Raw genomic sequence first — 23,627 nt, 5'->3', positions numbered from 1 at the left:
GCGTTACGACAAGCTGGCAAGTAGCTTTAAAGCGATGGTCACACTGGCTTGCATCGAAAGATGCTTGCGGGCTGACTTTTCAGACAAACCCTAGATAATGATGGTTCGGTACAGTTCTCTGATGAGGTTAAAAGCCGCCATAGAGTTTTCAATATGAAAGCTCCAGTGGACACTGAGGTGTACATAGGTAAAATGGGCTTTCGGAGTGGTTCTCATGGGTGTGGCACGGTGTTGTCAAGCCACGGACCATTGGAAATTTGGTTTCGGAACGATGAAAGTCATTTAATGGAGTGCGCTATGATATTTAATACTGCGCTGGAGTATGTAAATCACGCTCTTCTACTTGCTAAGGATCGGTGCGCGCGTAATCCCCAGTTTCCAGTTTATACATCGGTAATTAATCAACTCATCTATGTCAAGGCAGTTTTCGAGGGGGTTGAGAAAGACAAGTCGAGGCTTCATGATTTGTCACTTGGCGCTCTAGGAGCTAAAGAGTTTGAAGATATGGACTACGAGCTAGCTCGAGCCATTATGGATGTGAGCTATATAGCGTCTCAATCAGCTAATGGGCTAAAAGTAAAACTACCCACAGGCATCTTATACCAAGAGCCGCCCGTTAGGTGATGATTCAGATAGGGGCGAGTTCTATGTCACCTGCACTGTTCAGATTTGGAGCGACGGTATTTGTTTTTTTCATGACATTGGTCGATGTTTTTTCAGTTTACTGGATTTGGGAACATGTACTTCCTCTGTATGGGCGTATATAGAGAAATGCACCTGTCGTAGAAACTCCTTACCTTGCGTTCTGCCTACTCATGGTTCCGCCCGCCGTGCTGCTAATTATAATTGGAGGCTCTATAGCCGTATGGACAGGGAAGAAATTTGATCCTCCAAATAATTCTTTTTTGGGGGCTTTCCAAAGTTTGATGCTCAAGATTTCTATCAAGACAATAATCTATGTTGTGCCCTCCATAGCTGTATTGACTACTATTGTATTGCTTGCTAGAGACTATACGCCATGTCCAAAATTGCTTATTTCTGGTTCGGCATGGCAATTATTTTGGGTGAACGATGAGCGAGTTTGTTTTAAGCCGACGCGTTAAATTAACGATGGCTGGCCCTGCAAGATGGTGGGCGACCAAGAATATTGTATACAGGTAGACGGGAAGTGAGCTTTAGATTGCAGCGGCTTTACATTTATTGGTCTTTGATAGCTAATCTTTTGATTTTTGGGCATGGTCTATTAGGTGGTGAAGCCCATAATAATTTTATCTTTATTTTTGATTATTCGTAGTTATAACGGAAAATGAAGCTTGTTGTAGGCGCTTTTTGCACAAGTTGATGGGCTTTATCTATGAGGTTGAATGATTAAGGCTCTAAGGCAGTCATATGAAATTTAACGATACCTTTTTAATCGCGACCTCATGCTTTCCTTGGGTATCGAGGAAACCTCAGGGCGTTTCTATTTGTAATTTCCGGTGAATAATGGCTTGATCGATTGCGAGGAGTATTACGAGATCGACAAAGCCAGCTTTGATCTTTTCCACACAGATCTCATTGCTGCAGATGCTTTCGCCAAGACATGCCGCAGGAGAGAGCGGGATGATCTTTTGATCCAGAAGCCAGGAGTAAAGCGGGGGACGGCTATTTAGCCGCTAACAAGCGGTATAGACTCGGGCATCCGGTAGCAGCTTCCATACTGCTCTACACCTTGAGAAATTACTCTTGAAGGACCCATGATTGACTTGAGAAGCTCCAACGAAACCCTCGATCGATATGTTGAGCGCTACGATCACCTGCTGCCTCCGCCATCTGCGCAGTTGCTCCAACGTATGGATTATATGTTGCAGGCTGACGCACCAAGGTTGCCTGTAGAGAAGCCCGGCTGGATAGCGTCACGGACGTGTAACCTCACCGAAGCACAGGCGCTGGATCGCGCTAAAGGTAGCCTTCTTGGGCTGGCCATTGGCGATGCCGTCGGTACAACACTGGAATTTTTGCCCCGTGATCGTAGCCATGTCCATGACATGGTGGGTGGCGGACCTTTCAAACTCAATGCCGGTGAGTGGACCGATGACACAAGCATGGCTTTCTGCCTCGCAGATACTTATCTTGCGAAGGGCAATTTCGACCTTATCGATTACGCAGAGAGAATGGGCCGCTGGTACATAAATGGCGAAAACAGCCACAACGGTAAGTGTTTTGATATCGGCAATGCCACTCGGGCTGCGATCGAAGGAAGGCTGAAAGATGGCGGTCACTGGTATGGTAATGATGCCCCATCCACCGCTGGCAATGGCTCAATAATTCGCTTGGCACCCACTGCGATATTTCGCCGACATTCGCTTTCAGCTACGTGGCGTGAGAGTGATGCCCAAAGTCAATGCACCCACAACGCGTTGGAGGCTATCGCGTGTTGTACGCTGCTTGGCGCACAGCTCCATCTCGCCCTTAACGGCGCGGACAAAGAAGAAGCCCATTTGCCCGTTACTACCGCGAGCATTGCTCATCAACGCAGGCGAATACAAAGAAAAAAACCGCGACCAGATCCGCTCTTCAGGCTATGTCATCGACACACTCGAAGTAGCCCTGTGGGCCGTATGGAATACCGACAACTTCAAAGATGCTATTTTGCTGGCCGCCAACCTGGCTGATGATGCCGACAGCGTAGCCGCTACCGCCGGACAAATCGCAGGCGCGCTTTATGGGGTGTCAGGCATGCCGGAGGAATGGGTCAAGAACGTCGCATGGTCCGAGCATATTCAGGGGCTGGCCCAACAGTTGTCCGAGCGTGCGCCGCTGCACGACCCTTTGGACGAGTCTATCGGCGATTGATAGGGAAGCGCGCGTACTCTCTCTGAGGGTCAGCCCGCGATCCCTGATTTTTATCGCGTCTCAAGGAATCTGACCCACATGCCCAAACCGTGTCCGCAACAGCTCTACAACAAAGCCTGGCTATTCGCATCCCATGCCCACGTAGGCCAAAAAATGACAGGCTCGGACCTTCCTTACACCACCCACGTGGCGATGGTTGCCAACGAGTTGATCTTTGCCCATCGCGAAGAGTCTGTGGGCGCGCTTGAAATCGCCTTGCCCACAGCGTTACTGCACGACGTGCTGGAAGATACGCCGGTGACTCAGGATGAGTTGGCTGAAGCATTTGGTGTCGAGGTGGCTTCAGCGGTGGCGTGCCTGAGCAAGAACCTGGTCGTGCCGTCTTCCGAAGCGCTTTATTTCGCTGGGATCGCCAGGCACTCCAAAGAAGCTGCGTCGGTCAAGTTGTGTGATCGCATCACCAATCTTCAGTCAGCGCCGTCCACCTGGAAGAAGGCAAAGCGGGCGTCTTATCTGGTGGAGTCGGCGCAGATCCTGGCAGCCTTGGGGCATGCGAACGGGTATCTGCGGCAGCGGCTCATTGATACGATGGCGCGTTATGAGGCGCTTTATGTTGATGGCTTTGAAGGCTGAGTAATGAGCGGGCTTTCCATTTCGATAAATAGGGCTATGTAGTAATCATCGAGAGTTACGCACCCTACGATTTGTGCCGAGACGAGAACCATTTGAAAAACCTGCTCAGCCACCAACGACTGCGGGCTTCGCGAATTTCATCGATTTGCATGAACGTGTACGCAGCAGGCATATTGCGCTCCTTGGGTCGGAGTCTGCGAAGCCCCCTGATGACATGCCGCATGTAGAACAGTATGGTCACACAGCATCCAGTAAGGACAAGGGCCGCAACTACACCGCCAGTTAGCACGCCGAACGCCTGCAGGAAAATACCGGCCGCCAACGTGGCTGCTCCCGCGATCAAGCCAGTTTTATAACTTGTTGATAGTTGTGAAGTGCTAGCAACACGCGTCTGGATTTTCTGTCCGTCATATTCGAATGGTTGAAAAGAAGGCTTTTTGCTAGCAATCGCATAATAAGCCAACAATGTAATGATGGCAGGGGTTAGACTTGTAATGAAAGCATTAAAACTGTTCTCTCCAAAAAAAATAGAAGTGGAGACATAAGCTACGTTACAAGCGAGCAATGTAAGTGAACCAATCAGTGCGCTAATAAGCGACGACATATAGGTTGTGTACTTTTCGCACAGGTAGACTAGGTATATTGTCCAGGCAAGCATCAAGGTTACCGCCAAAAAATATACGTACCAAAAACACGTTAATTTAGATGGGCCAAAGGCTGTAAAAAAAGCAGTCGTGAAGAATGCTAGCCAGGCGCTTTTTTAAGGCTATCTGAATTAATCATTATGTCTTCTCATGGTTTAGCATGTTCCCGAGATGTTTATCCCATCCTTGATTAACGATGAGAGCCTGAACGCCTAGACCTGCCCCCCATCCAACGAGTATTACTAAAGTCAACTGCGCTGCCCCCTGGGAAGCAGCGATTAACACAACGCCAACAAAAGCACCTCTGGCCATGCCAGCCGCAGCTGAGGCAATGCTGGTCGGCTTACTGTAAACGGAGAGGTGGGGTCGTTGATCACGATGATTGGTCGCATACTGGCTTCCCTGTAAGTGATGACTCCATTTCTGCTTAGATAGGCAGTGAGGAGTACTAACGGTAAAATTAACCTTCTTGGCTAATACAAACTTCTACAGACTATTCCTTGACCTCAATGTACTCTGGTTTTACCCATTAGTACCGCCATCGTCACTGCCTGAACAAAGAAATAGGCGGAGATCGAGAGGAATAAATTCGTGTAATCGCTATACCTGGAGTTCGGGACAACATTGACTATAAGAGCAAAACCTGACGCAGGAAACGATAAGAGCATGGATGCTCCATAGGAAAGTCGAGACACCCTGTCAATAGGGTTTTTCTTACGGATCAGTAACACTGCCGTGCTGACCGGCGCATAAAAAGTAAAAAATGCCAGCACTGAGAAAAATAGCAGTACCACCGTAGTAACCACAGGCTCAAACATGTATACCTCCCTGAAAATAGAGCTCAATAATTTCGCATTACCAACGCAACTCCTCAAACGGATTCCAGCCCTGCTCGCCTCTCACTTCCTTCAGGTAATACGCGTAATTGGTCAACTGGCCATACAGCGAATTAAACGCAAACCCCAGCGCAGAACTCGCCTCCTTGGCGTAGCGGAACTCAAACATGTCCATCACGATGTTCAGCGCGACAGAAACCACTATCATGATCGCGATAATGCACAGGTTCTTCTTCCATAGCCCCAGAATGAACAGGTAAACCGGCCCGAAAAAGAACGCGAAGAAGTTGAAGTTGATTTTCACTTTTTTCAGAAAGGGCAGTTGCTTGAGCGCAGGTCTGAACCCCGGTGCGCTTGGGCCGCCGTGCGCTTCAAAAAAGGCGAAGCGTTCTTTCCATTTGTCGCTGTAATGGCCTGATGCGTTTACCGGGTCTGACGTGTTCATTCTCTAATCCCTGATGTGTGTGAATCCTGTGAATGGTCGTTCCCTGTTGCAGTGCTGGGTACGACACAAAATACGGGTAAATCATGGGCACGTCAGTCGTACAGACAGACTCGCCTCGTGGTGCATTTCCCGACGGTCTGTACGCACCTTCATACAGACCGATCCACCAGATCGCCCTTACTGCTTAGGCTCTTTCGTACCCAGCACATCGCGAATGCTGTCCACGACGTTGCTGTCCTTGATGACGTCGTTCAGCCAGCCTTCCAGCGGCATGTTGCCCCACTTGATGGCGCGCTCGATGAGGTACGGGACGGGGCTTTGCGGTTCGGTGTTTTTGAAGAACTGTGCAATGCCGGCGAGCATGGTGAAGGCTTCGTCGCGAGTGGCCGGGGTGGTGCGCAGTGGTGCGGATGCGCTGTCCTGGGTGGTCTGGGTCATCGCGGCACCTGCGGGTTGGTCGATGGCGATTTCGGGTGCGGTCTGAGCGGCGGCTGCCGGGGCAGGGCTCAGTTCTATTCCTCGGTCCTTGAGCAGCTTTTCGGTCAGTTGCCCGGCGCGTTGCAGGATGTCGCTCAGGGTGACGAGGCTGGGCGCGTCGCGGCCGAACAGGGTGTCGGCAGTGGCCTGGAGCTGCTGGCAGGCGTACAGGCTGGCAGCGATTTCGCTGGCCTTGAGGCGCAGGTGGTCGGAGTCGGTCAGTACCACGGAGCGCTGGAAGATTTCGGCGTTGATCTTGCCTTCGTCAACAGCAGCCTGCATGGCCTTGGGGTTTTGCAGCGCGAGGTTTTCCACGTGGCGCGACTCGTCGTAGCGCAACAGACCGAAGTTCTGCCCCTGGGTGATTGGCAGCCCGCCGACGACTTCGGTCAGCGTGGTTTTCAGCCAGGCCAGGCGGGCGGCACGTTCTTCTACGCCGTCTTCCAGCGACGGGTACAGATCGTCCCAGAAATTTTGCAGGATCCGCTCGGCCACGGTCAGGCCGAAGGTAATGCCGACAAAGTGGTATTTGTGCGCCAGGGCTTCACTGAGCCAGGCGACGAGCATCAGGTCCTTGCTTTGTTCAGCAAGGCCCTGTGCGGCCAACGTGATGGTCTGATCCCAGTCCGAGGACTTCAGATCGGTTTGCCAGTCACCTTGGGTGAGGTAATCGGGGTCTGCTCGACGAGCTTCCTTGACCTGATCGAACAGGGTGGAAAAGCTCAGGTCTTCGCCGCTGCCCCCGTTGATGGGCGCCGTCAGATCGGCAAGCGAAAGGTCGTTGAGAAATTCAGACATAGTCAACTCTGATCAGAGGATAAAAGAACACCGTACCTGGGCAGGCACGGTGCTGAAGACGGGCCGCTTGCGCGACCCGAGGTGTCACAGACTTAAGCGAATACTTTGTTCGCAGTGCGGTCCCAGCCGCCAGTGACGTTACCGCCACCCTGGCCATCGGAACGGCTCTGTTGGGTGTAGGTAGTCTTGATGCGAGCGAAGTTGAAGCTGATTTCTTCAATCGGCAGATCGCTGACGGCGTTGTCTTCGCCTTTCTGGTTGCCGCCTGCTACAGCCTTCACGGAAGACACAACGACTTCTTCCAGGTTGATGGTCAGGTAGGTCAGCTTGTCGCCGCCAGCACGGTTGACGTTCAGCTGGATCTTGGCGATGTGAGTGCCTTTGCAGCACGCTTCGAACAGCTTGGCAGAAGCCTTGTCCACAGATTTGCGGATGCTGAAGTCGCTCAGTGCAACGCGCTCGGACGAAGCACCGCCCGACGAGCTGGCGGTGGCGGAGGTGGCCTGGGTAGCGCCGAACTCGTAGCCGAGCACTTCGATCCAGTCTTTGTGCTTGTCGTCCAGAACTTCGCCCGGGATGCCGTCGATTTGGATGTATGCGTCAAATGCCATTTTCTGCGTCTCCTTTCTTCATTTAAGGTTGTGGTGTCTAAAGACAGAACACGACCCCTTTGATTAACCTTCTTGAAACGATCAAGAAAGGTTCTCTTGCCACGGCCCTGGTCTCATGTGGACAACCTGGGCTTCGGTTTGCTTGCACTGCGCGATCAATTGAGCGCGCGCACTTCGATCTCTACGCGTCGATTCGGCTCAAGGCACTGAATCAACTGAGCCCTCGGCTGCTGCATATCGCATTTGACCAAGGGTTTCTCGCTGCCTTCGCCGACCGCGTCCACCAGCTCGGTGGGCACGCCCTTGCCGACCAGATACGTCTTGATGGTCTGTGCACGCTGCCTGGACACCTGCATGTTGCTTTGCGGGTCGCCCAGCTGGTCGGCGTGACCTGCAATCACGATCTTGCCGATGTTCGGTGTGCTCAACAGCTTGCCGGCGATCGCACTCAACTGGTTTTGACCTTCGGTTTTCAGGCTCTGGAAGTCGGCACGACCAAAGGCAAACAGGGTGTCCGATTCCAGCGTGATGGTTTCGATAGCCTTCAACGACTGCGTCAACAGGCTGTTGATGTAATTACGCGAACTGGATGTCAGGAATGCGTTGTCGAGAATTCTCGGCACGTCCAGTTCGTGAATCTGATCGCTGTAGAAGTTGATCTGGCGGCTGGCGTACTCGTAATCCTGATTGGAGCCTGCCTCGGCGTTCGCAGTGATGGTCTTGCCGGTCTGGCGCGCAATGGCCGGGTACCAGTAATCAGGCATCTTCGCTTTCAGGAAGGCCGGGTCAGCCTTCTCGCGCTGCGCTCGCGACAGCATGACGTAAGTATCCAGCGTCGCCTTGCCGAAGGCCGCGATGGATTGCGCGCGGTTATCCGGCGGCAGTGCCTTGGGTTCGACGCTGTCGACGCCCGTGACCGGCATCAGGTCCTTGGCGTTGCGCTGGTAGACCTTGATAGTGGTCAGCAGGTAAAGCGAGCGCGTCAGGTTGTCTGCGGTCGGCTTGAGCATCACCGTTTCCAGACGGTTGAAGTAGCGCGTGCGCAGCAACGGCTCGACGTCATAGCCCCGGTAAAGACCCAGGCGCAAGCGCAGCGGTACGCCTTCGTCGTGATGACGATCGTAGTAAAGCGAAGTCCAAAAGCGCATGCGATCCAGCGTTTGCCACTCGGTGTACTGACCGGTGGCTTTGCTGTCATCGGCTGCAGCCTGGGCGAGTTCGGTGGAAATGGACTGGATGTTGTCCTTGTTGTTCCAGTACGACCAGCCCCACAGGCTGCAGATCAAAAGGGCAACAAGACTGGTGCCGCCAATCCACGCGGCCTTGCGGCGACGCTCGCGATGGTTGGTGGTGTATAGCGCCACCAGATGCTGGTCGGGAATGATCACCTTGCGGAACAGGCTGTTGATGAACAGCGGGTGCGGCTGCGCATTGCCGTCGACCAGGTCCTGCTCGCTTTCCAGCTGGAAGCGCTCGGTCACTTGGCGGGTGTGTCCGCCCATCTCGGGCTGGTCGGCGTCCAGTGCGCTGGTGAAGTAGAAACCGCGCAGCATCTCGGCACTTTGATACGGGTTGGCGCGCAGCAGGGCATCGACGAACATCAGCAGGCGCGGTTTCAAGGCTTCCAGTTCCAGCGGGAAGCGATACACCGCGGTGTCCTGACGCGTGATCTGGATGTCCTGAAGCACCAGCTGTTGGTTGGCGATCTCTTTCCAGTAATTGATCAGCTCGTCCATCGCCACACCGAAGCGCTGGCCCCAGTCAGCTTGCTCGAAGCCCTTGTGCGGGAAGGTCTTGCCCATCACTTCGCCACGCGCCACATCATCCAGCTGGCGGTAGAAGGGGACAAAGCCCGGTACCAGGTCACACTTGGTGAACACCAGATACACCGGCAGACGCACTTCCAGCAGCGCGTGGGTTTCCTGGATTCGCTCGCGCAGACGTTTGGCGATGCGCTCCTGATCCTCCACCGAGGATTGCAGAATGTCATGAATGCTGACCGTGACAATCAGGCCGTTTAGCGGTCTGCGCTGGCGATGCTGACGCAGCAATTGCAGAAAGGCGCGCCATTTGCCGGCTTCCTGCTGATCATTCATGTAGCGGCCAGCGGTATCCAGCAGCACGGCTTCCGAGCTGAAGAACCAGTCGCAATTGCGAGTGCCGCCCAGCCCGGCGACGCGTGCGCCTTCGCGCTCGGCGTAGGGGAAGTTGAGGCCCGACTGATACAGCATGGTGCTTTTGCCCGCTGCGGGCTGACCCACCACCAGATACCAGGGCAGGGCGTAAAGCGCGTCCTTGGCGTTGCTGCCGTTCGGCTTGTTGCTCTGCAACCGTTCGATGCTTTGCAGCAAGCGCTCACGCAGCAGGCTGACCTCTTCGCGATCCGCCGGGCTGGCATTGAGCACGGCCTGATCGGCGTCATCACGCAGCAGACCCTCCAGGTTCTGATGCTGTGATACGCCCCGATACAGCAACAGCACATACGCCGCCGACAGCAGCAGGAACAGGCCTATCCCCGTCAGCAGGCTGTTCATCGAACTGAAGCCCAGGGCACGGCCGATGCTCCAGATGATGAAGATCGACAGAAAAAAGCAGACCCCGAGAACATAGGGCTGGTAGCGCAAAAAGTAGTATTTGATCTTGTTCATACGGACTTCAAATCCAGCACATCGACAAAGCGGTCGATAACGTCATAAAGAGGGCGGTCAATGTCTGGAAACACATGGCCTCGGTGGTGTTCGTCGAACGCGTCAAAGCGTGCCAGCACGTCATAGTTCTCCGAATGCTCGCCCACGCCCGTCACCACGCGGTACACGCCTGAGGTGTTGCGCGACGGGAAGCAGAACAGTCGGGGGCGCATGAAGTCGTCCGCCAGAATGCTGATTTGCGGCACTGCCTTGTTCGGGTCAATGCGTGTCAGCCAATTGACCCACAGATCTGCTGTCGGGTTCTTCAAGCCTCGCTCGGCAGGCAGTGGCAGCGAAATACCGATCGGTGCCCTGTACGACGGGCGACCAAGCGCTTGCAGCCGGGTGAGCACGGCATTGCTGATGAACTCGGGGTATGAGCTCTCCAGCGAAGTCGCAATGTCACGCAGGGTGAAGTTCACCAGAAACTTCTCATGCACACGCCGGAACAGTTCAAAGTCCTGTCCTTGCAGCGGGCGCAAGGCCCTGATGCGTTCGAACAGCACTGAGGTGCCTTCGCCCTGTGCGGCCATGTGCAGCAGCGGTTTGATCTGCCCGGCGAACAGTTCGCTCAGGGTAAACGGGTTCACGAACACACCGGCGTCGCTGGACTTCACCGTTTGAAAGATGAAGAACGGATAACGCCGTGCACTCGAGTCCCGCGAACTGATCAAACCGCCCACCAGCCAGTTGCCGCTACGCGCCCGATAGCTGAAAAAACACACGGGCAACTGGTCGAACAACGTGCGCCAATCGTCGCGCTGCTGCATGTCGGCGAGTGCGCCTTGCAGCCAGGCATCGAACTCGCAGACATCGTCGCTGGCGCCATGCAGGCTGACGAAATCTGCGCTCGCGGGCACTTTTCCGAAGCAGCCAATCATCGACCGCCCTCCAGATCGAGCATGTGCATCCTCACTTGGTCCGCCCATCTGTTGCGTTAAGCGCGCTCAGCGCCTTGACGTTGGCCAGGTCGGTCAGCTTCACGCCACCATAGTTGCGCACCACCAGACTGACCGGCCCCTTGGCCGTGTTCCAGCTGAAACGCTGCTGAATACCGTCCAGGTCGGCGACCCGTGCGCTGTCGTTCATGCGCAGCAGGCCCCAGCGCCCGGTGTAGTCGAACACGGTGATGCGCTCGCCGGTCAGCGTGACCACATCCAGGCGTGCGCCCGGTGCTGTCGTGGTGCCCGGCCATGAGAAGCGGCTCCAGCTGGTTTTGCCGTTGCGGTAATGCTGCTCCTGGCCATCCAGCGTGAAGATGATGTCAGTGAAGTAGGCCGACGGCTCCAGCATGATCTCGAAACCATTGTTGCGATCCGAGAGGCTGGCGATGACCTCGCCCAGCGAACTGGCCTTGTCGATGTTGCTGACCATTTTCGGATTGACCAGCGGCGCAGCCTTGGCTCCGCTGCCCATACCCAGGCCTTCGCCATCGGACAGGTTGCCGATTTCGTTGCGCTTGAAGTTCGGTAGCAGGCCGGATTCCGGGTCGACGAAGCGTTGCAGGTCTTTCACCGATGCCTCGTTGCGGCTGTCCGCAGCAATCGGGTAACGATGCGCCATGACCTGTTCCCAAGGTTTGGCGACCTGTTTGGCCCAGGCTTTGGCGATCTGTTCGCCGGCCGGATCGCGCAGCGTTTCCCAGGCGAACTGGATCGGCAGGCTGAACAGGCTTTGCAGCGAGGTGGAAAGCCCGCCCTGACTGGTATCGACCGTGGTTTCAACGTAGTTACGCACGTTGGTGACTTCGCTCGGCTGCCCTTCAAGGGTTTCGCTGATCAACTGCTTGCTGCTCTTGCCGACATCCTGCGAGCGCTGGATGTTGTTCATCCGTACTTTGAGTTTACGCAGCGCTGCCAGGTAGCGATCCATGATGGTGCTGTCAGCGCCCTCGGCATTCTGCGCTGCGAAAACCCTTGATACAGGTTCGAAGCGTTTGGCCAGACTGCCGTCATCCACGGCAGGCAATGGCGAGATCAGTACGCTGGCCGCAGCTTCCTTGTTGTCGAAGATACCGCTGACCTTGCCCCAGAAGCCATCGTCGCGTTTGACTCCGGTCTGTTGCGCTTCGCGAGGCGCAGGCACGTCCCATTGCGTGTTGTCGTTGACGGCAGACAGCAGCAGTTTGACCGGCGAATTGCGTACGTCGCTGAGCAATGACAACTGCTGCGTGGCGTTGGCCATGTCGCTGAAGCGGCGCACACCGACGCTGTCGATCATGGTGTACCAGACCTGCGTGTAGTCGCGCTTGTAACGGGCCATGAATTCACGAACGAAGTTGGCTTTCTGCACCACGCTGTCGCCGCCTTCGCCATCCAGAACCCAATCCGACTCGTTACGCAGGTTGCCGGACACCAGCTTGATCAGCTCGGGTTTCACGAACTCTTCCCAGCCCTGACGGGTGAAAATCGCAGGTACAGCCTCCGAACCGTAGAGCAACTGGCGACCCGGCATAGGTACCAGATCATTCAGGCCGATTGCCGGGAACTGACGGCTGGATTCCAGTTGCAGGCGCAGGTATTCACGGTCCACCAGCGAGCTGGAGATCATGAAAAACTTCAGGCTCTTGCGGGTCTCGTCGATCAGCTGCTCATTGCGTGGCATGGCCGGCGCGTCACCATTCTTGAGCAGCTGTACGTAGACCGGCGAGTTGTCCTCGATGACGTCGTCGCTGATCGGATTGGTCTCGCTGGAAATGCCCGCCCAGGCCACCGGCAACGCTGCGTTGACGAACTCGGTTTCCGGATGCGTGGTCGGCTGAGTCAGAATCAGATAGAGCTTGAGGGCGTTGTATGACTCGATGATGGACGCCACTTGCCGTTCATCGAGTCGCCCGAGCATCTCTTCCGACAACGACAAGCCGCCTGTTGTGGCTGAAAGCTCGGCAGCATCGTTGGCAGTGGCCGGGTTGCGTAGCGCGGCAATCGCTTCGCTGCGCGTCTGGCTGGCTGTGCCTCTTGCTGCGCCGGTCAGTCGATTGGCAACCTCGCCGGTGCTGCGCGGGATGCTGCTCAGGCTGGTCGGACGGCCCGCAGCGACGTTGCGCGCGCCGCGGTCCAGCAGTTTCTGACCTTGAGCGCGTACCTTGCCCGTTTTGGTTTCCGACCCTGCGGGTGTAGCCCCGAAGCCATATTGCGGGTCCATGGTTTTGGCGAACTCGTTGAATTCACGCATCTGCAATTGCAGTTTCAGCGTGATCGGTTCCAGCGCCTGGGTACGCAGTTGCTGCAGGTAGGCAGTCTGGGTGGCGAAGTAGATATCGTCGCCACGGTACAGGCCGCCACTGAGCTGAAGAGGCACGCCCTTGGTGCGGTATTTCTCGATGGCAGCCAGCTGGTTGCGCAGCAATTCCAGGCCTTGGCCGGAAGCAAGGCGCTGGGCACGGTCCGGGGACTGTTCCAGTTCGGTCAACTGTTGGCTGATCGCGGCCAGCCACTCGCGGTTTTTCTGGAACGACAGGGCCTGCCAGCCGATGAAGGCCAGCCCGGCGAACAGCGCCAGAGCGATGACAATCGGCCCCAGTGATTTGTCGCGGCCATGACGTGACTGGTACAGGGTCAGGTCACGGTCAGGGAAAATGACGCGGCGGAAGGTATCGGTGATGAAGTAACTGCGATCACTGATTTTCCGTTGTTCGTCCTCTTCCAGCGCATCGGGTGCGGTCGCTGGCCGCAAGACGAACGACTCTGAAAGCTCGTCTTCATACACCGGTGTCAGTTGCTTGTCGGTTTGCAGGGCACTGGTGAAATACAGGCCGCGCAGCAACAACTGGGTACCGTTGACGTTACTGCGCGCGAAATGCTGCAGGAACTGTTCGAGTATCGCCGACAGCTCGGCAAAGTAGTTGGGGAAGTTGAGCAGGGCGCTGTTGGCGTCGGCACCCAGCGCGATCATCTGTGCATCGACGTGGCGACTGACATGCGCTTGCAGGTTCGCCAGTTTGCGATCGAGCACCGAACGCAGGCTTTCTGTGTTGATCTCTGTCAGACCGAACGTCATGCCCAGCGGCTGCTGGCGCTCATGCAGGTCCATACCGTCGAAAGCCTGGTTGAAGCCGGGCAGTTGGTCGGTCTTGGTCAGCATCAGATAAATAGGCGGGTTGGCGTCCAGGCAATCGGTATATTCCTCGATGCGCGTTACCAGGCGCGCACCCATCTCGTTGCGCTCGGCGGCAGAGGCGGCCAATAGCTCTGGCAGGCTGACCACCAGCACCAGACCATTGACGGCGGCCTTGCTGCGCTGCTTTTTGAGCATACGCAGGAACGCAGCGAATTCGCTGGCAGACTGATCGTCACGCAGGTAGCGACCCGCGGTGTCGATCATCACTGCTTCAGGGCTGAAGTACCAGTCGCAATGCTGAGTGCCGCTTTCCGTGTCATTGGCGCTACTGGCAATGCTGGCCGACAGGCCGGAGCGGGTCAGCAAGGAGGTCTTGCCTGCCGCCGACATGCCGATGACCAGATACCAGGGCAGATCGTAGAGCGCCGAGGAGCCGCCACCGCCTGCCGAGCGATCGGTGCGCAGCATGGCAATGGCATGCTTGAGGCGGTCGCGCAGCACTTGCTGATCACGGAACTCACCGGTGGACTTCAGCGAGCGGTCAACTTCGATCTGAACCAGATTTTCGAGGTTGTGTTCGGTACGAATCCGTCGGTATTGGCGCAGTACGATCAACAGCAGATAGAAGGCGCTGATGATCGCCATCGCTTCGAGCGTATAGCCTTGCAGCCAACTGATCCTGGGGGCGAAAAACCAGCAGACAGCCAGGCTGATCAGCCACAGTATCGGGACCAGGAACCAGAAACTTTTTAACAGGCGCAGTAATGTCTTCATGTCTTCCTGACTCGGTTACCTGATCGGGACTCAAGCATTGAACAGTTGGCTGATTTGTTCGGCCAATGCGGCCACGTCTTTGCCCAGCAACCAGTCAAGCGTCAGATAGACACCCAGGCACACGAGGGCGATGAGCACCAGGTAAAGCCATACCGGAACTTCATGGCGAAGCATCTGCGACACTTGGTCAGGCAATGCCCAGTCAGGCGACAGCGCCTTTGGCGTCTTGCGGTAGCGTGCGATGTCCTGGCCCAGCGTGTTGGCCAGATAGCGCAATTGGTCTTTCTGGCCGAGGCCGAACTTGCCTTCGAAACCCAGCGCCAGGCACAGGTGGTACACCTCAAGCACATCCAGGTTCTTTTTCACGTCGGCGCGCAGCAGTTCGATTTTCTCGAAGAAGCCTTCGCCCGCCAGGTGAACGCCGAAATAACGGAACTGCAAGGGCTCCATTTCGAAGTGGCGACGCATATCGTTGTCGCCCGAACGCAGCACGCTCTCATCAAGGAATGCGCACAGTGCGTACTGCGCGTCTTTTACCTGTTCGACGCTGTAATTGGCGCTGCGCGCCTGACGCTCCAGGTTGGCGAAGAAAGTATCTACGCTGGCTTCGAACGCCGTGACCGAGATCGCCTGGCGGCCGCGACGGACAATCAGCGCCATGGTGATGAAGTCACGTACCAGGTCTTTGAGCGTAGGTTTTTCGGTTGCGGCCGCAGCGGCACCTTGCATCACGGCTTCAGTCATTTAAGCACCGCCAACAGTTCAAGCTTGAGATTGGTAAACGCGCTGGGCGCGTAGAAGGAAATGGCCTGGGCTTCCATCATGCGTTCGTACACCCGGCCATGTGGCTCGATGGAGAAGTAATGGTTGTCCAGGCGCACCGGAATGGCGTTTGGCAGGCGTGTCGAGTGGTTCAGGGTGACGCCCGGCATGGCGCTGTTGACGACCACCTCGATGTCTTCCGGCGAGCCGACCTTGAACGCACGCGGCACCAGTTCCAGCAGGCTGGAGCCGGGCATGTCGGCATGCACCGAAATATAGAAGTCCGCTTCGGTGAGGCGTGGGTCGAGCAATTGGCCCTGCCAGTACGAAGGCCGGACCTGGCTCAGATTGATGACGATGCACTGGTTCGGAATCACATTCTCAAGCAGCAGACGAACCAGTTCGTCTAGCTTCACCAGCGAGGCCGCCGGGTCCTGATGATCGTAATCGGGGATGTCAGTCAGCTGGGTGTCCAGCGAGAACGTCAGCAAACCGCCCGCCAGTTCCGCGAGAAACAGATACAGGCGCTCCGGGTGCAGGCGTGGGTGCGCCAGCAGATGGGCCAACTGCGGGTAGGCGCGGTTGACCGTATTCAGCAGCCAGAACAACGTAACGTCGCTGGAACCGAACTCGGCAATCTGGTCGGCACGTTCGCGGCGGCGGCCAGAAAGTGCCTTGCTCTTGGCTTGCAGCACGCTGATCAGGCGTCTGCCAAGGCCAACCAGCGTCTCGTGGGTGCACACGTGCAACGTAGGGTGCACAAAATGCGCATCCAGGTTGAAGCCGCCGATGCTGTTACGTGCCAGTCGGGCAATCGGGCAGTAGCTGTAGCCATCCAGAGTGTCGCCATCGACCAGCATCACGACGTTCAGACGCAGGCTGGTGATTTCGTTTTCCAGATCGCCTTCGTTGAGGTCCGGCAGGGTGTCGAACTGTTTGCGAAAGCGCCGGGCGCTCTTCTGTTCCTGGCCATCTTCAACATAGTTCAGGCCAAAGGGCTCGGGCAGCTTGAGCGCCGCATAGACCTTGATTTCTCCGCCTTTGGTCAGGTTTTTCAGGTCGCGGGCGGCGGGCAGCGGGTCATGCTGTGGCGCGTCGTAAAGGCTGCCGTCAGGGAACACCAGCTTCAGGCGCTTCAGCTGCAACGAGCCTGTGGCCAATGCCTCGACGTCGACTTCCAGCGTTTGCACGCCCCAATGGAAAGGCGTGGAACGCAGTGTCGACTCAGCAAGCTGATGCTGGTGAAACTCATCCTGATATTGGAAATGTTGTGGCAAAAGGAACATGCCTTCCGACCACATCACGCGGCTTTGTTTACTCATTTGGCGCCTTCCAACAGAGAATTGAATTGTGAGTCCGCTGCCTTTTTCGCAGCACTGCCGGCCGAGTCCTGAACCTGCTGGACAGCGGCGTCCTGCACTCGCTCGGTAATACCTTTGCCGGCGGGTTGTTCGGGCATCGAATTGGATTTGGCGAACTGCTCTTCAGTCTTGAGCTTGTTCAGCACATCCACGCCACGAACGGCGAGGATGTAGTTGTTGTCCACCAGCACGCGCACACCGTCGGATGAGAACCAGATACCGTCCTTGCGCAGCGTGTTGGCGTCGAACGCGACCTTCCAGCGGCTGTTTTCGTCGGTCCGGAAGAACGCCGCGATGCCCACGTAGGACGCGTTGGGGTTCAGCGGCCATTGATCGGTCTGCCCTATGCCTGGCAACAGAATCAGCTCCTTGCTATCAACCAGTGTGTTGCCCAGAGCCTTTTGCGGATCATCCCAGAGGCTGTCGGCGTTGATCGACTCGAAGCGCTCCAGAGAGGCCAGTTGATAAACGCGCACCACCACCGAGAGCGGTTTGCCGTACTCATCGGGGTTGAGCTGATTACCGCCGTCAGTCGTCAGGATGACTTTTTCGTTGTCACCAAACATCATGTCGCCAGCCCAGGTGTCATCCATGCGCTTGGCGACACGGTCCGTCACGCCACAGGCGGACAGAGCCAGCATCATTGCCAGAACAGCCAGGCACCTTGCCAAGGCTGGCTTCGAGGAACAATTGCCTTGAAGTCTTTTATTCATCACGTCTTACCTATGGGGTGATCGATCAGGTCAGTGTGTAAGCGAAGTCGCCATCGCTGCCCAGATCGATGGTCAGGCTCTGAATCGGCTTGTCCTGCGCCATCCGCTCCAGCACTCGCTGGGCGAGTTCCGGCATGAGGGTCTTGGACAGGATGTTGTCGATGTTGCGTGCGCCGCTGTCGACTTCCGTGCAACGCGAAGCGATGGCCTTGATCAGCGCTTCGTCGTAACGCAGTACCGCCTGGTGATTGCGCTCGAAACGTTTGCGGATGCGCTCCAGTTTCAGGCCGACGATGCGTTCCAGAATCGCGTCTTGAACCGGGTAGTACGGCACGATGGTCAAGCGACCGAGGAACGCCGGTTTGAACACCTGATTCAGCTCGTCGCGCAGGCCTTCCACGATGTCATCGGGGGTCGGCTTCTGCTCGGTGTTCAGGCACCACTGCATGATGCGATCAGTACCGGTGTTGGAGGTGAGAATGATCACGGTATTGCGGAAGTTGATCTCGCGACCTTCGCCATCGTCCAGCACGCCTTTGTCAAAGACCTGGAAAAACAGCTCGAGCACGTCCGGGTGGGCTTTCTCCACCTCGTCGAGCAGCACCACGCTGTAAGGCTTGCGGCGCACGGCTTCGGTCAGCACGCCACCTTCGCCATAACCGACGTAGCCCGGCGGGGAACCTTTGAGGCTGGAGACTGTGTGGGCTTCCTGGTATTCGGACATGTTGATGGTGATGACGTTACGCTCGCCGCCATACAGTGTGTCAGCCAGCGCCAGCGCAGTTTCGGTCTTGCCGACACCGCTCGGGCCGAGCAGCAGGAACACACCGATCGGCTTGTTCGGGTCTTCCATGCGCGCGCGGGAAATCTTGATGCGCTTGCCGATCTCTTCAAGCGCATGATCCTGCCCCAGTACGCGTTCACCCAACAGCGCTGGCAGACTTTGTTCGGTATCGATCTCGTCGCGCAGCATCTTGCCCAGCGGGATACCGGTCCAGCCGGAAATCACTTCACCGATGGTGCCGCCGTCCACCAGCGCGTGGACCAGCGGTTGCTCGCCCTGCACACTGGCCAGTTCGGCACGCACTGCAGCGATCTGCTCAGCATCAGGCGCGCCGTCTTCCGGAACGCTGAGTGCGCCAAGCTTTTCGACCAGTTCCAGCTCGCGCTTCCACTGTTGCTCCAGCGACTCGCGGGTTTCCTGTTCGGCTTTCAGCTCTTCGTGCAGGGCCGTCAAACGGCGAGCGTGGTCGCTGCCCTTGGCGGTTTCCTGCTCCAGCACGGTGATTTCTGCATTCAGGTTGTCGATGTGGCGCTTGCAGTCTTCCAGCGCGCCTGGCTGTGCCGATTGGCCCAGCGCGACGCGTGCGCAAGCGGTGTCGAGCACGCTGACGGCTTTGTCCGGCAGTTGGCGGCCGGTGATGTAGCGATTGGAAAGACGTACGGCCTGCACCAGCGCTTCGTCCATCACCGTGACCTTGTGGTGCTCCTGCATCTTCGCCAGCAGCCCGCGAAGCATGTGGATGGCCTTGTCTTCGTCAGGCTCTTCGACTTTCACGACCTGGAAACGACGAGCCAATGCTGCGTCTTTTTCGAAATACTTTTTGTATTCTGCCCATGTGGTGGCGGCGATTGTGCGCAGCTCGCCACGCGCCAAGGCAGGCTTGAGCAGGTTCGCTGCGTCGTTCTGCCCGGCCTGGCCACCCGAGCCGATCAACGTGTGGGCTTCGTCGATGAACAGAATGATCGGGTGCAGGCTGCGCTTGGTTTCTTCGATGACCGACTTGAGGCGGTTTTCGAACTCGCCTTTGACCCCTGCACCGGCCTGCAACAGGCCCAGATCCAGGGTGTGAATGGCGACGCCCTTGAGCACCGAAGGCACGTCGCCCTGCACGATGCGCAGCGCCAGACCTTCCACCACGGCTGTTTTACCCACACCCGCTTCACCAGTCAGGATCGGGTTGTTCTGACGGCGGCGGGTCAGGATGTCGACCATCTGCCGCACTTCGAACTCGCGTCCCAGTACCGGATCGATACGACCATCGCGGGCGCTCTGGGTCAGGTTGACGGTGTACTGGTCCAGGGCAGGGGTCTTGCCGTTGCCCTTGGTGGTTGCGCCCGTGCTTGCGTCGGCGTTGGCCAGAGGCTTGCTCAGTTTGGTCTCCGGGCTGCCTTCGACCAGCGCGCTCATATTCAGGCGCAGGTCGTCAGCGTTGATTTTCTCCAGTTCCGGCGCCGAATCGATGACCACGCGGCGCAGGGCATCGTCATCCAGCAAGGCCTGAATCAGGTGGCCGGTGCGGATCTGCGACTGACCGAATTCGATCGACGCCAGTACCCAGGCCTGCTCGATCATGCGCGTGATGTGCGGCGAGAGCGCAGGCGTCCGTGTGTTGCCTTTCTTGAACGTCCCCAGCGCGGTGACCAACTGTGCTTGCAGGCGATCAGGCACCACATCGTAGTGGCGCAGGATCACCGGCAGGTCGTTATCGTTGTTGTCGAGCAATTGCAGCAGCAAGTGCTCGACTTCAACGTCGTAGTGGTTCTCCGACAGGCACAGCGCAGCAGCGCTTTCAGTGGCAGTGCGGCTCGTTTCGTTCAGCTTGGCGAACAGGGACTTCAGGTTCACAGGGAGACCCCATCAAAAGGAATATGGAAAACAGCGCAACGGGAGGGCTCCACGTCGACACCGGGGCGTTTGAGCCAGCCAAGCCAGCCCAGCGATACATTGCCTTGGCGACCCAGGCGGGCCACGGGTACAGCTTCGCGCTTGAGCTTCGGCGCAATCTGGAAGTCCAGTTCGGCGCCGATGTAAAAACGCACCAGTTCAACAAGCTTCTGGTAATCCTCGGTGCCCGGCTGAAAGCGCTGGTAGTCAGCCAGTTCCAGAGGCCCCATTTCGATACGCACGCACGACTGGTAATCCCAGACGCGATTGCCAGCCACGGCGCTTTGCCCCAGCACGGCGTTCTTGCGGCCCAGCTGCGTGCACTGGCTGCTGTCGAGCTTCAGCCAGCGCCCGGCGAACTGCTGGATCTTGAACGGCAGCGAGAAATAAAAACTCAGCATGACTTCAAGGTTCAGGGCGTTGCGCGGCTTCTGGGCGAACATCCCCGAGAAGTAGCTGAACAGTTCGCGACGCAATGGCGACTCGCCCTTGTCGAACTTTTGCTTCAAGGCTTCGGGGCCGAAACCCACCAGGTTGAGCAAATAACGATCAAAGTTCGACGTGCCGTTACGCTCGTACTCGATGTAAAACTTGTACTTCTGCCAGGCCTCGTAAAACAGCGTGGTCATGCGATGCGAAAAAATATCCAGAAACGCATGCGCAGCGTCGTCTCGGTACTGAATATGCCGATCGATGAGCAGCTCGGTGTACGGGCGCGGCAGCACGCCTGAAGGGCCGACCAGGCCCATGAACGTGACCTGCACCTCGGACAGCGGCAAACCGGCCGCCGAGAGCTTGCCTTCGCGTTCGAACTGCAGGTCGCTGACTTCACTGGCCGGAAAGTTCAGCGACAGCTGCGAACGAAAGCGCAGAGGGTCCTCATGCGGCCTGGTTTCCAGGTCCATGCGCCCATTCCTGCTGTAATGCAGGCGAAGCAAACGCACCAACTGAAAAAATTCGAATCGGTGCGGCTCAGCCCTTGCCTGGTCAATCAGACCAGGGGTTGATCGCCTGTTCGCGGGGGCCATTGGACCACTCTCTTTTCGCGCTGCACGGTGCGAAGGGTTAATTGGGTAAAGCTGTTCATCGAGCAGTACTGACCAAAGAAGTGGTCCAGCACCATGCCGAACAGGAACACGCCGCTGCCGGTGTACTGGCTTTCATCGAATTTCAGCGTGATGCCGACGCCGCGTACAAAGTTGGGGCGCGGATGCCCGATGCGCGCCACAACCGGTTCGCTGGTCACCGATACGATCCCGTTGATCTGTTTGCGAATCGCCGACACGTTGCGGTAGTTGTAAAGCGACAGCAGTTCCAGCAGCACTTCGCGACCCTTCGAAACCAGCGACATGTGGTTCAGCGACAGGTGCGAGATGAGCCGCCAGATCACGCCGTTGCCCAGCGGCACGCGCACCGTCGCCGTCGGTTTGCGCAGGCAGCGGATATCCTTGATCACCGAATTGGAGGGAATGTTGAAGTCCCCGCGCTCGCCGCCAAAAGGCAGCATCAGTGGTAAATCGCGATTGCTGCACGTCAGGCGGATACTGAGTGTGTCGTTGTTGGAATCAATCAGTTCCAGATCCCGATCCACGACGCGGATGAACATGTTCGAGCCATCGCTTCGTCGGCTCTGCGTCGGACGTCGCCGGGCGATCCAGAAGCTCTGACCGGGGCCTTGATCGCCGCGTGGTTCAAAGAACGGATGGTAGGTGCCGACCTGATCGTTGCCATTGACCTTCTTCACCCGCCGCACGCGATCGATAGAGACCACTTCGGCAGAGCTTTGCAGGCGAACATCCGGTGTCACCGCGTATTCATGCTGGACGTGGGTCAGCTTGATCGGCTCGGCCTGCTGGCGGAACAGGTTGATGATGGGCGTGCAGTTGAGCTTGAAATTGTTACGGCCGATGTTCTGGGTCAGACGTGCCAGACGATCCGTCAGGTCGTAGTCGGAAAAGTAGAAATTGATTTCCACTTTGGCGATTTCTTTGCCAGCCAGAATACGGGCAAAGCCTGACAGGTCGAAGAACATGAACTTGTCAGGGAAGGTGAAGTATTCGTGCAGCAAGCGGTAACCCAGAAACGAACGCTCCGAGTAATCCACCAGCCCTTCATCCAGACCATAACCGACAGACTTCAGGGCGTCGGCGGGCAGTACCACTTCACGAATGCGCCCTTCGTCTTCGAACGACAGGGTCGCTTTGGCCAGGTTGTTGAACAGCAGCTCATACAGTTGATGCATCAGCGTGCTTTCGCCATCAAGGAAAAAGCGCAGTCGGTCCAGTTCCATCTTGCCGAACAGGACGTCGGAGGTCGCACCCAGGCCGATGCGCAAGCGCGCAATCAGGTCTGCACTGTGGCCGTTGAACGCCGAACGCTCCATTTCAATGAACGAAGCACTTTGCACTGCCACTGGCCACAGTTCGACCGGGTAGCACGTACGAAACTTGCATACTATTCCGTCTATAGGTGTGGCATGCAGCTCGGTGTGCCGGGCTACGCGATAGGATTCGGTGACCTTTTCCTGCTTGCCCATGTTGAACTCGACGATGGACATCGAAGGGGTAGGGCGCAGGTAGTGCGGGTACAGCACCTCCAGAAACGACTCGACGATTTCAGGAAACTCATCGTCGAGTTTCTTGTGTACGCGCGCCGACAGGAACGAGAACGCCTCGATAAGGCGCTCGGTGTGCGGGTCTTCGCAGTTGTCGCCCTCAATCAGTAATCGCGAAGCGATCTTCGGATATTGAGCGGCAAATTCCTGGCCCAGAAAGCGCAGGTGCGAGAGTTCCTTCTCGTAATAGGGCAGCAGATCGTCGAGCATCAGTTGAGGTTCTGCACTTTGTATTCCTGAGTGTTGACCTGCAGCACGGCGTCAAAGGAAACCTGACGCGAAATGTCCTGCAGACGCAGTACTGCGTCCACACGAAAAGTCAGCATGCGCTGGCCGGTCTGTTGTGCAAGCAACTGGACTTTCACGCTGCGGAAACGTCGGTCACCGACAGAAATTGCCTTCTCCAGTTGGCGCTGAATCAAAAGACGGTCCTGTGGGTCGAGCACGCTTCTACTGGTGAAGTCGGGCATACCGTAATCGAGGATGGTGCCGCTCAGATTGGCGAAACCCTCCAGCTCGTTAGCGACCAGAGACTGGCGAGTGTTCACCAGAATCTCCAGGTCACGAACGATGCTGGCCTTGTAATCGGCCAGCGAACTCAACCGTTGCGATGACGATTCCACGGACTGATGCGGACGATCGTCGAGCAACCGATCCAGCAATGAAGGCAACAGCTTGTGTTGACTACTCATGTTGCCTCCCTGGCTAAG

Annotated in this window: 17 protein-coding genes and 4 pseudogenes; 6 read left to right on the top strand and 15 right to left on the bottom strand. The window is 56.8% G+C overall.

What is annotated here, in order from left to right:
- The 6 genes and pseudogenes from AO277_RS08130 to AO277_RS08110 all read left to right on the top strand — a co-directional run.
- Window positions 1-94 (top strand): annotated as a pseudogene (locus tag AO277_RS08130) (IS5/IS1182 family transposase); the annotation flags it as partial.
- A 203-nt stretch (window positions 95-297) separates the two neighbouring features.
- The gene (locus tag AO277_RS08125; RefSeq protein ID WP_054070919.1) at window positions 298-624 is read left to right on the top strand and encodes an immunity protein Tsi6 family protein; all 327 of its coding nucleotides are present in this window, start codon (window positions 298-300) and stop codon (window positions 622-624) included.
- 23 nt (window positions 625-647) lie between these two features.
- Window positions 648-1,172: pseudogene (locus AO277_RS29400) on the top strand (hypothetical protein).
- A gap of 217 nt (window positions 1,173-1,389) precedes the next feature.
- Window positions 1,390-1,652 (top strand): annotated as a pseudogene (locus AO277_RS29000) (hypothetical protein).
- 84 nt (window positions 1,653-1,736) lie between these two features.
- Window positions 1,737-2,835, top strand: a pseudogene (tri1, locus tag AO277_RS08115) (ADP-ribosylarginine hydrolase Tri1).
- 78 nt (window positions 2,836-2,913) lie between these two features.
- Complete coding sequence (locus AO277_RS08110) at window positions 2,914-3,468, top strand: HD domain-containing protein (protein WP_044320156.1); 555 nt, start codon at window positions 2,914-2,916, stop codon at window positions 3,466-3,468.
- A gap of 64 nt (window positions 3,469-3,532) precedes the next feature.
- Here AO277_RS08110 and AO277_RS08105 read toward each other — a convergent pair whose 3' ends face one another.
- The 15 genes from AO277_RS08105 to tssE form a co-directional block, all read right to left on the bottom strand.
- Complete coding sequence (locus AO277_RS08105) at window positions 3,533-4,072, bottom strand: hypothetical protein (protein ID WP_257214200.1); 540 nt, start codon at window positions 4,070-4,072, stop codon at window positions 3,533-3,535.
- A 546-nt stretch (window positions 4,073-4,618) separates the two neighbouring features.
- Window positions 4,619-4,930, bottom strand: coding sequence for a hypothetical protein (locus tag AO277_RS08095; protein ID WP_099258895.1), 312 nt, complete (start codon window positions 4,928-4,930; stop codon window positions 4,619-4,621).
- 37 nt (window positions 4,931-4,967) lie between these two features.
- Window positions 4,968-5,393, bottom strand: coding sequence for a DUF2628 domain-containing protein (locus AO277_RS08090; RefSeq protein ID WP_044318235.1), 426 nt, complete (start codon window positions 5,391-5,393; stop codon window positions 4,968-4,970).
- Window positions 5,394-5,570: 177 nt separating this feature from the next.
- Window positions 5,571-6,668 carry a type VI secretion system protein TssA gene (gene tssA / locus AO277_RS08085; protein WP_002551413.1) on the bottom strand — a complete coding sequence of 366 codons (1,098 nt, stop codon included), beginning with the start codon at window positions 6,666-6,668 and terminating at the stop codon, window positions 5,571-5,573.
- A gap of 92 nt (window positions 6,669-6,760) precedes the next feature.
- Window positions 6,761-7,279 (bottom strand): Hcp family type VI secretion system effector, encoded by a 519-nt coding sequence (locus tag AO277_RS08080; RefSeq protein WP_002551414.1) that lies wholly within the window; start codon window positions 7,277-7,279, stop codon window positions 6,761-6,763.
- A 155-nt stretch (window positions 7,280-7,434) separates the two neighbouring features.
- Entirely contained in the window at window positions 7,435-9,927 is a 2,493-nt protein-coding gene (gene tssM, locus AO277_RS08075; protein WP_044318236.1) for a type VI secretion system membrane subunit TssM, read from the bottom strand.
- On the bottom strand, window positions 9,924-10,847 hold the full coding sequence (gene tagF, locus AO277_RS08070; protein ID WP_044318237.1) for a type VI secretion system-associated protein TagF: 924 nt from the start codon (window positions 10,845-10,847) through the stop codon (window positions 9,924-9,926). The genes tssM and tagF overlap by 4 nt, the downstream gene beginning before the upstream one ends.
- A gap of 31 nt (window positions 10,848-10,878) precedes the next feature.
- Complete coding sequence (locus tag AO277_RS08065) at window positions 10,879-14,799, bottom strand: type VI secretion protein IcmF/TssM N-terminal domain-containing protein (RefSeq protein WP_044318238.1); 3,921 nt, start codon at window positions 14,797-14,799, stop codon at window positions 10,879-10,881.
- Between the two features lie 30 nt (window positions 14,800-14,829).
- Complete coding sequence (gene icmH, locus AO277_RS08060; protein WP_002551418.1) at window positions 14,830-15,543, bottom strand: type IVB secretion system protein IcmH/DotU; 714 nt, start codon at window positions 15,541-15,543, stop codon at window positions 14,830-14,832.
- Window positions 15,540-16,883 (bottom strand): type VI secretion system baseplate subunit TssK, encoded by a 1,344-nt coding sequence (tssK, locus tag AO277_RS08055; protein WP_044318239.1) that lies wholly within the window; start codon window positions 16,881-16,883, stop codon window positions 15,540-15,542. Before tssK ends, icmH begins: the two co-directional genes overlap by 4 nt.
- Window positions 16,880-17,635 carry a type VI secretion system lipoprotein TssJ gene (gene tssJ, locus AO277_RS08050; protein ID WP_080396181.1) on the bottom strand — a complete coding sequence of 252 codons (756 nt, stop codon included), beginning with the start codon at window positions 17,633-17,635 and terminating at the stop codon, window positions 16,880-16,882. Before tssJ ends, tssK begins: the two co-directional genes overlap by 4 nt.
- 25 nt (window positions 17,636-17,660) lie before the next feature.
- The gene (gene tssH, locus AO277_RS08045) at window positions 17,661-20,264 is read right to left on the bottom strand and encodes a type VI secretion system ATPase TssH (RefSeq protein ID WP_044318241.1); all 2,604 of its coding nucleotides are present in this window, start codon (window positions 20,262-20,264) and stop codon (window positions 17,661-17,663) included.
- The gene (gene tssG / locus AO277_RS08040; RefSeq protein ID WP_002551422.1) at window positions 20,261-21,331 is read right to left on the bottom strand and encodes a type VI secretion system baseplate subunit TssG; all 1,071 of its coding nucleotides are present in this window, start codon (window positions 21,329-21,331) and stop codon (window positions 20,261-20,263) included. Before tssG ends, tssH begins: the two co-directional genes overlap by 4 nt.
- Window positions 21,295-23,127, bottom strand: coding sequence for a type VI secretion system baseplate subunit TssF (gene tssF / locus AO277_RS08035; protein WP_044318242.1), 1,833 nt, complete (start codon window positions 23,125-23,127; stop codon window positions 21,295-21,297). Before tssF ends, tssG begins: the two co-directional genes overlap by 37 nt.
- Window positions 23,127-23,609, bottom strand: coding sequence for a type VI secretion system baseplate subunit TssE (tssE, locus tag AO277_RS08030; protein WP_003420335.1), 483 nt, complete (start codon window positions 23,607-23,609; stop codon window positions 23,127-23,129). The genes tssF and tssE overlap by 1 nt, the downstream gene beginning before the upstream one ends.
- Window positions 23,610-23,627 lie beyond the last annotated feature (18 nt).

This window comes from Pseudomonas amygdali, assembly GCF_002699855.1.
Classification (GTDB): domain Bacteria; phylum Pseudomonadota; class Gammaproteobacteria; order Pseudomonadales; family Pseudomonadaceae; genus Aquipseudomonas; species Aquipseudomonas amygdali.
This window is presented reverse-complemented; position numbering and strand designations above follow the sequence as displayed.

Bases quoted from the DNA above. Each gene is read 5' to 3' on its own strand.
- AO277_RS08105 (WP_257214200.1), bottom strand. From the start codon at position 4,072: ATGTCGTCGCTTATTAGCGCACTGATTGGTTCACTTACATTGCTCGCT.
- tssJ (WP_080396181.1), bottom strand. From the start codon at position 17,635: ATGAATAAAAGACTTCAAGGCAATTGTTCCTCGAAGCCAGCCTTGGCA.
- AO277_RS08080 (WP_002551414.1), bottom strand. From the start codon at position 7,279: ATGGCATTTGACGCATACATCCAAATCGACGGCATCCCGGGCGAAGTT.
- tssF (WP_044318242.1), bottom strand. From the start codon at position 23,127: ATGCTCGACGATCTGCTGCCCTATTACGAGAAGGAACTCTCGCACCTG.
- AO277_RS08090 (WP_044318235.1), bottom strand. From the start codon at position 5,393: ATGAACACGTCAGACCCGGTAAACGCATCAGGCCATTACAGCGACAAA.
- AO277_RS08095 (WP_099258895.1), bottom strand. From the start codon at position 4,930: ATGTTTGAGCCTGTGGTTACTACGGTGGTACTGCTATTTTTCTCAGTG.
- tssM (WP_044318236.1), bottom strand. From the start codon at position 9,927: ATGAACAAGATCAAATACTACTTTTTGCGCTACCAGCCCTATGTTCTC.
- AO277_RS08065 (WP_044318238.1), bottom strand. From the start codon at position 14,799: ATGAAGACATTACTGCGCCTGTTAAAAAGTTTCTGGTTCCTGGTCCCG.
- tssE (WP_003420335.1), bottom strand. From the start codon at position 23,609: ATGAGTAGTCAACACAAGCTGTTGCCTTCATTGCTGGATCGGTTGCTC.
- tssA (WP_002551413.1), bottom strand. From the start codon at position 6,668: ATGTCTGAATTTCTCAACGACCTTTCGCTTGCCGATCTGACGGCGCCC.
- tagF (WP_044318237.1), bottom strand. From the start codon at position 10,847: ATGATTGGCTGCTTCGGAAAAGTGCCCGCGAGCGCAGATTTCGTCAGC.
- icmH (WP_002551418.1), bottom strand. From the start codon at position 15,543: ATGACTGAAGCCGTGATGCAAGGTGCCGCTGCGGCCGCAACCGAAAAA.
- tssK (WP_044318239.1), bottom strand. From the start codon at position 16,883: ATGAGTAAACAAAGCCGCGTGATGTGGTCGGAAGGCATGTTCCTTTTG.
- AO277_RS08125 (WP_054070919.1), top strand. From the start codon at position 298: ATGATATTTAATACTGCGCTGGAGTATGTAAATCACGCTCTTCTACTT.
- AO277_RS08110 (WP_044320156.1), top strand. From the start codon at position 2,914: ATGCCCAAACCGTGTCCGCAACAGCTCTACAACAAAGCCTGGCTATTC.
- tssG (WP_002551422.1), bottom strand. From the start codon at position 21,331: ATGGCCCCCGCGAACAGGCGATCAACCCCTGGTCTGATTGACCAGGCA.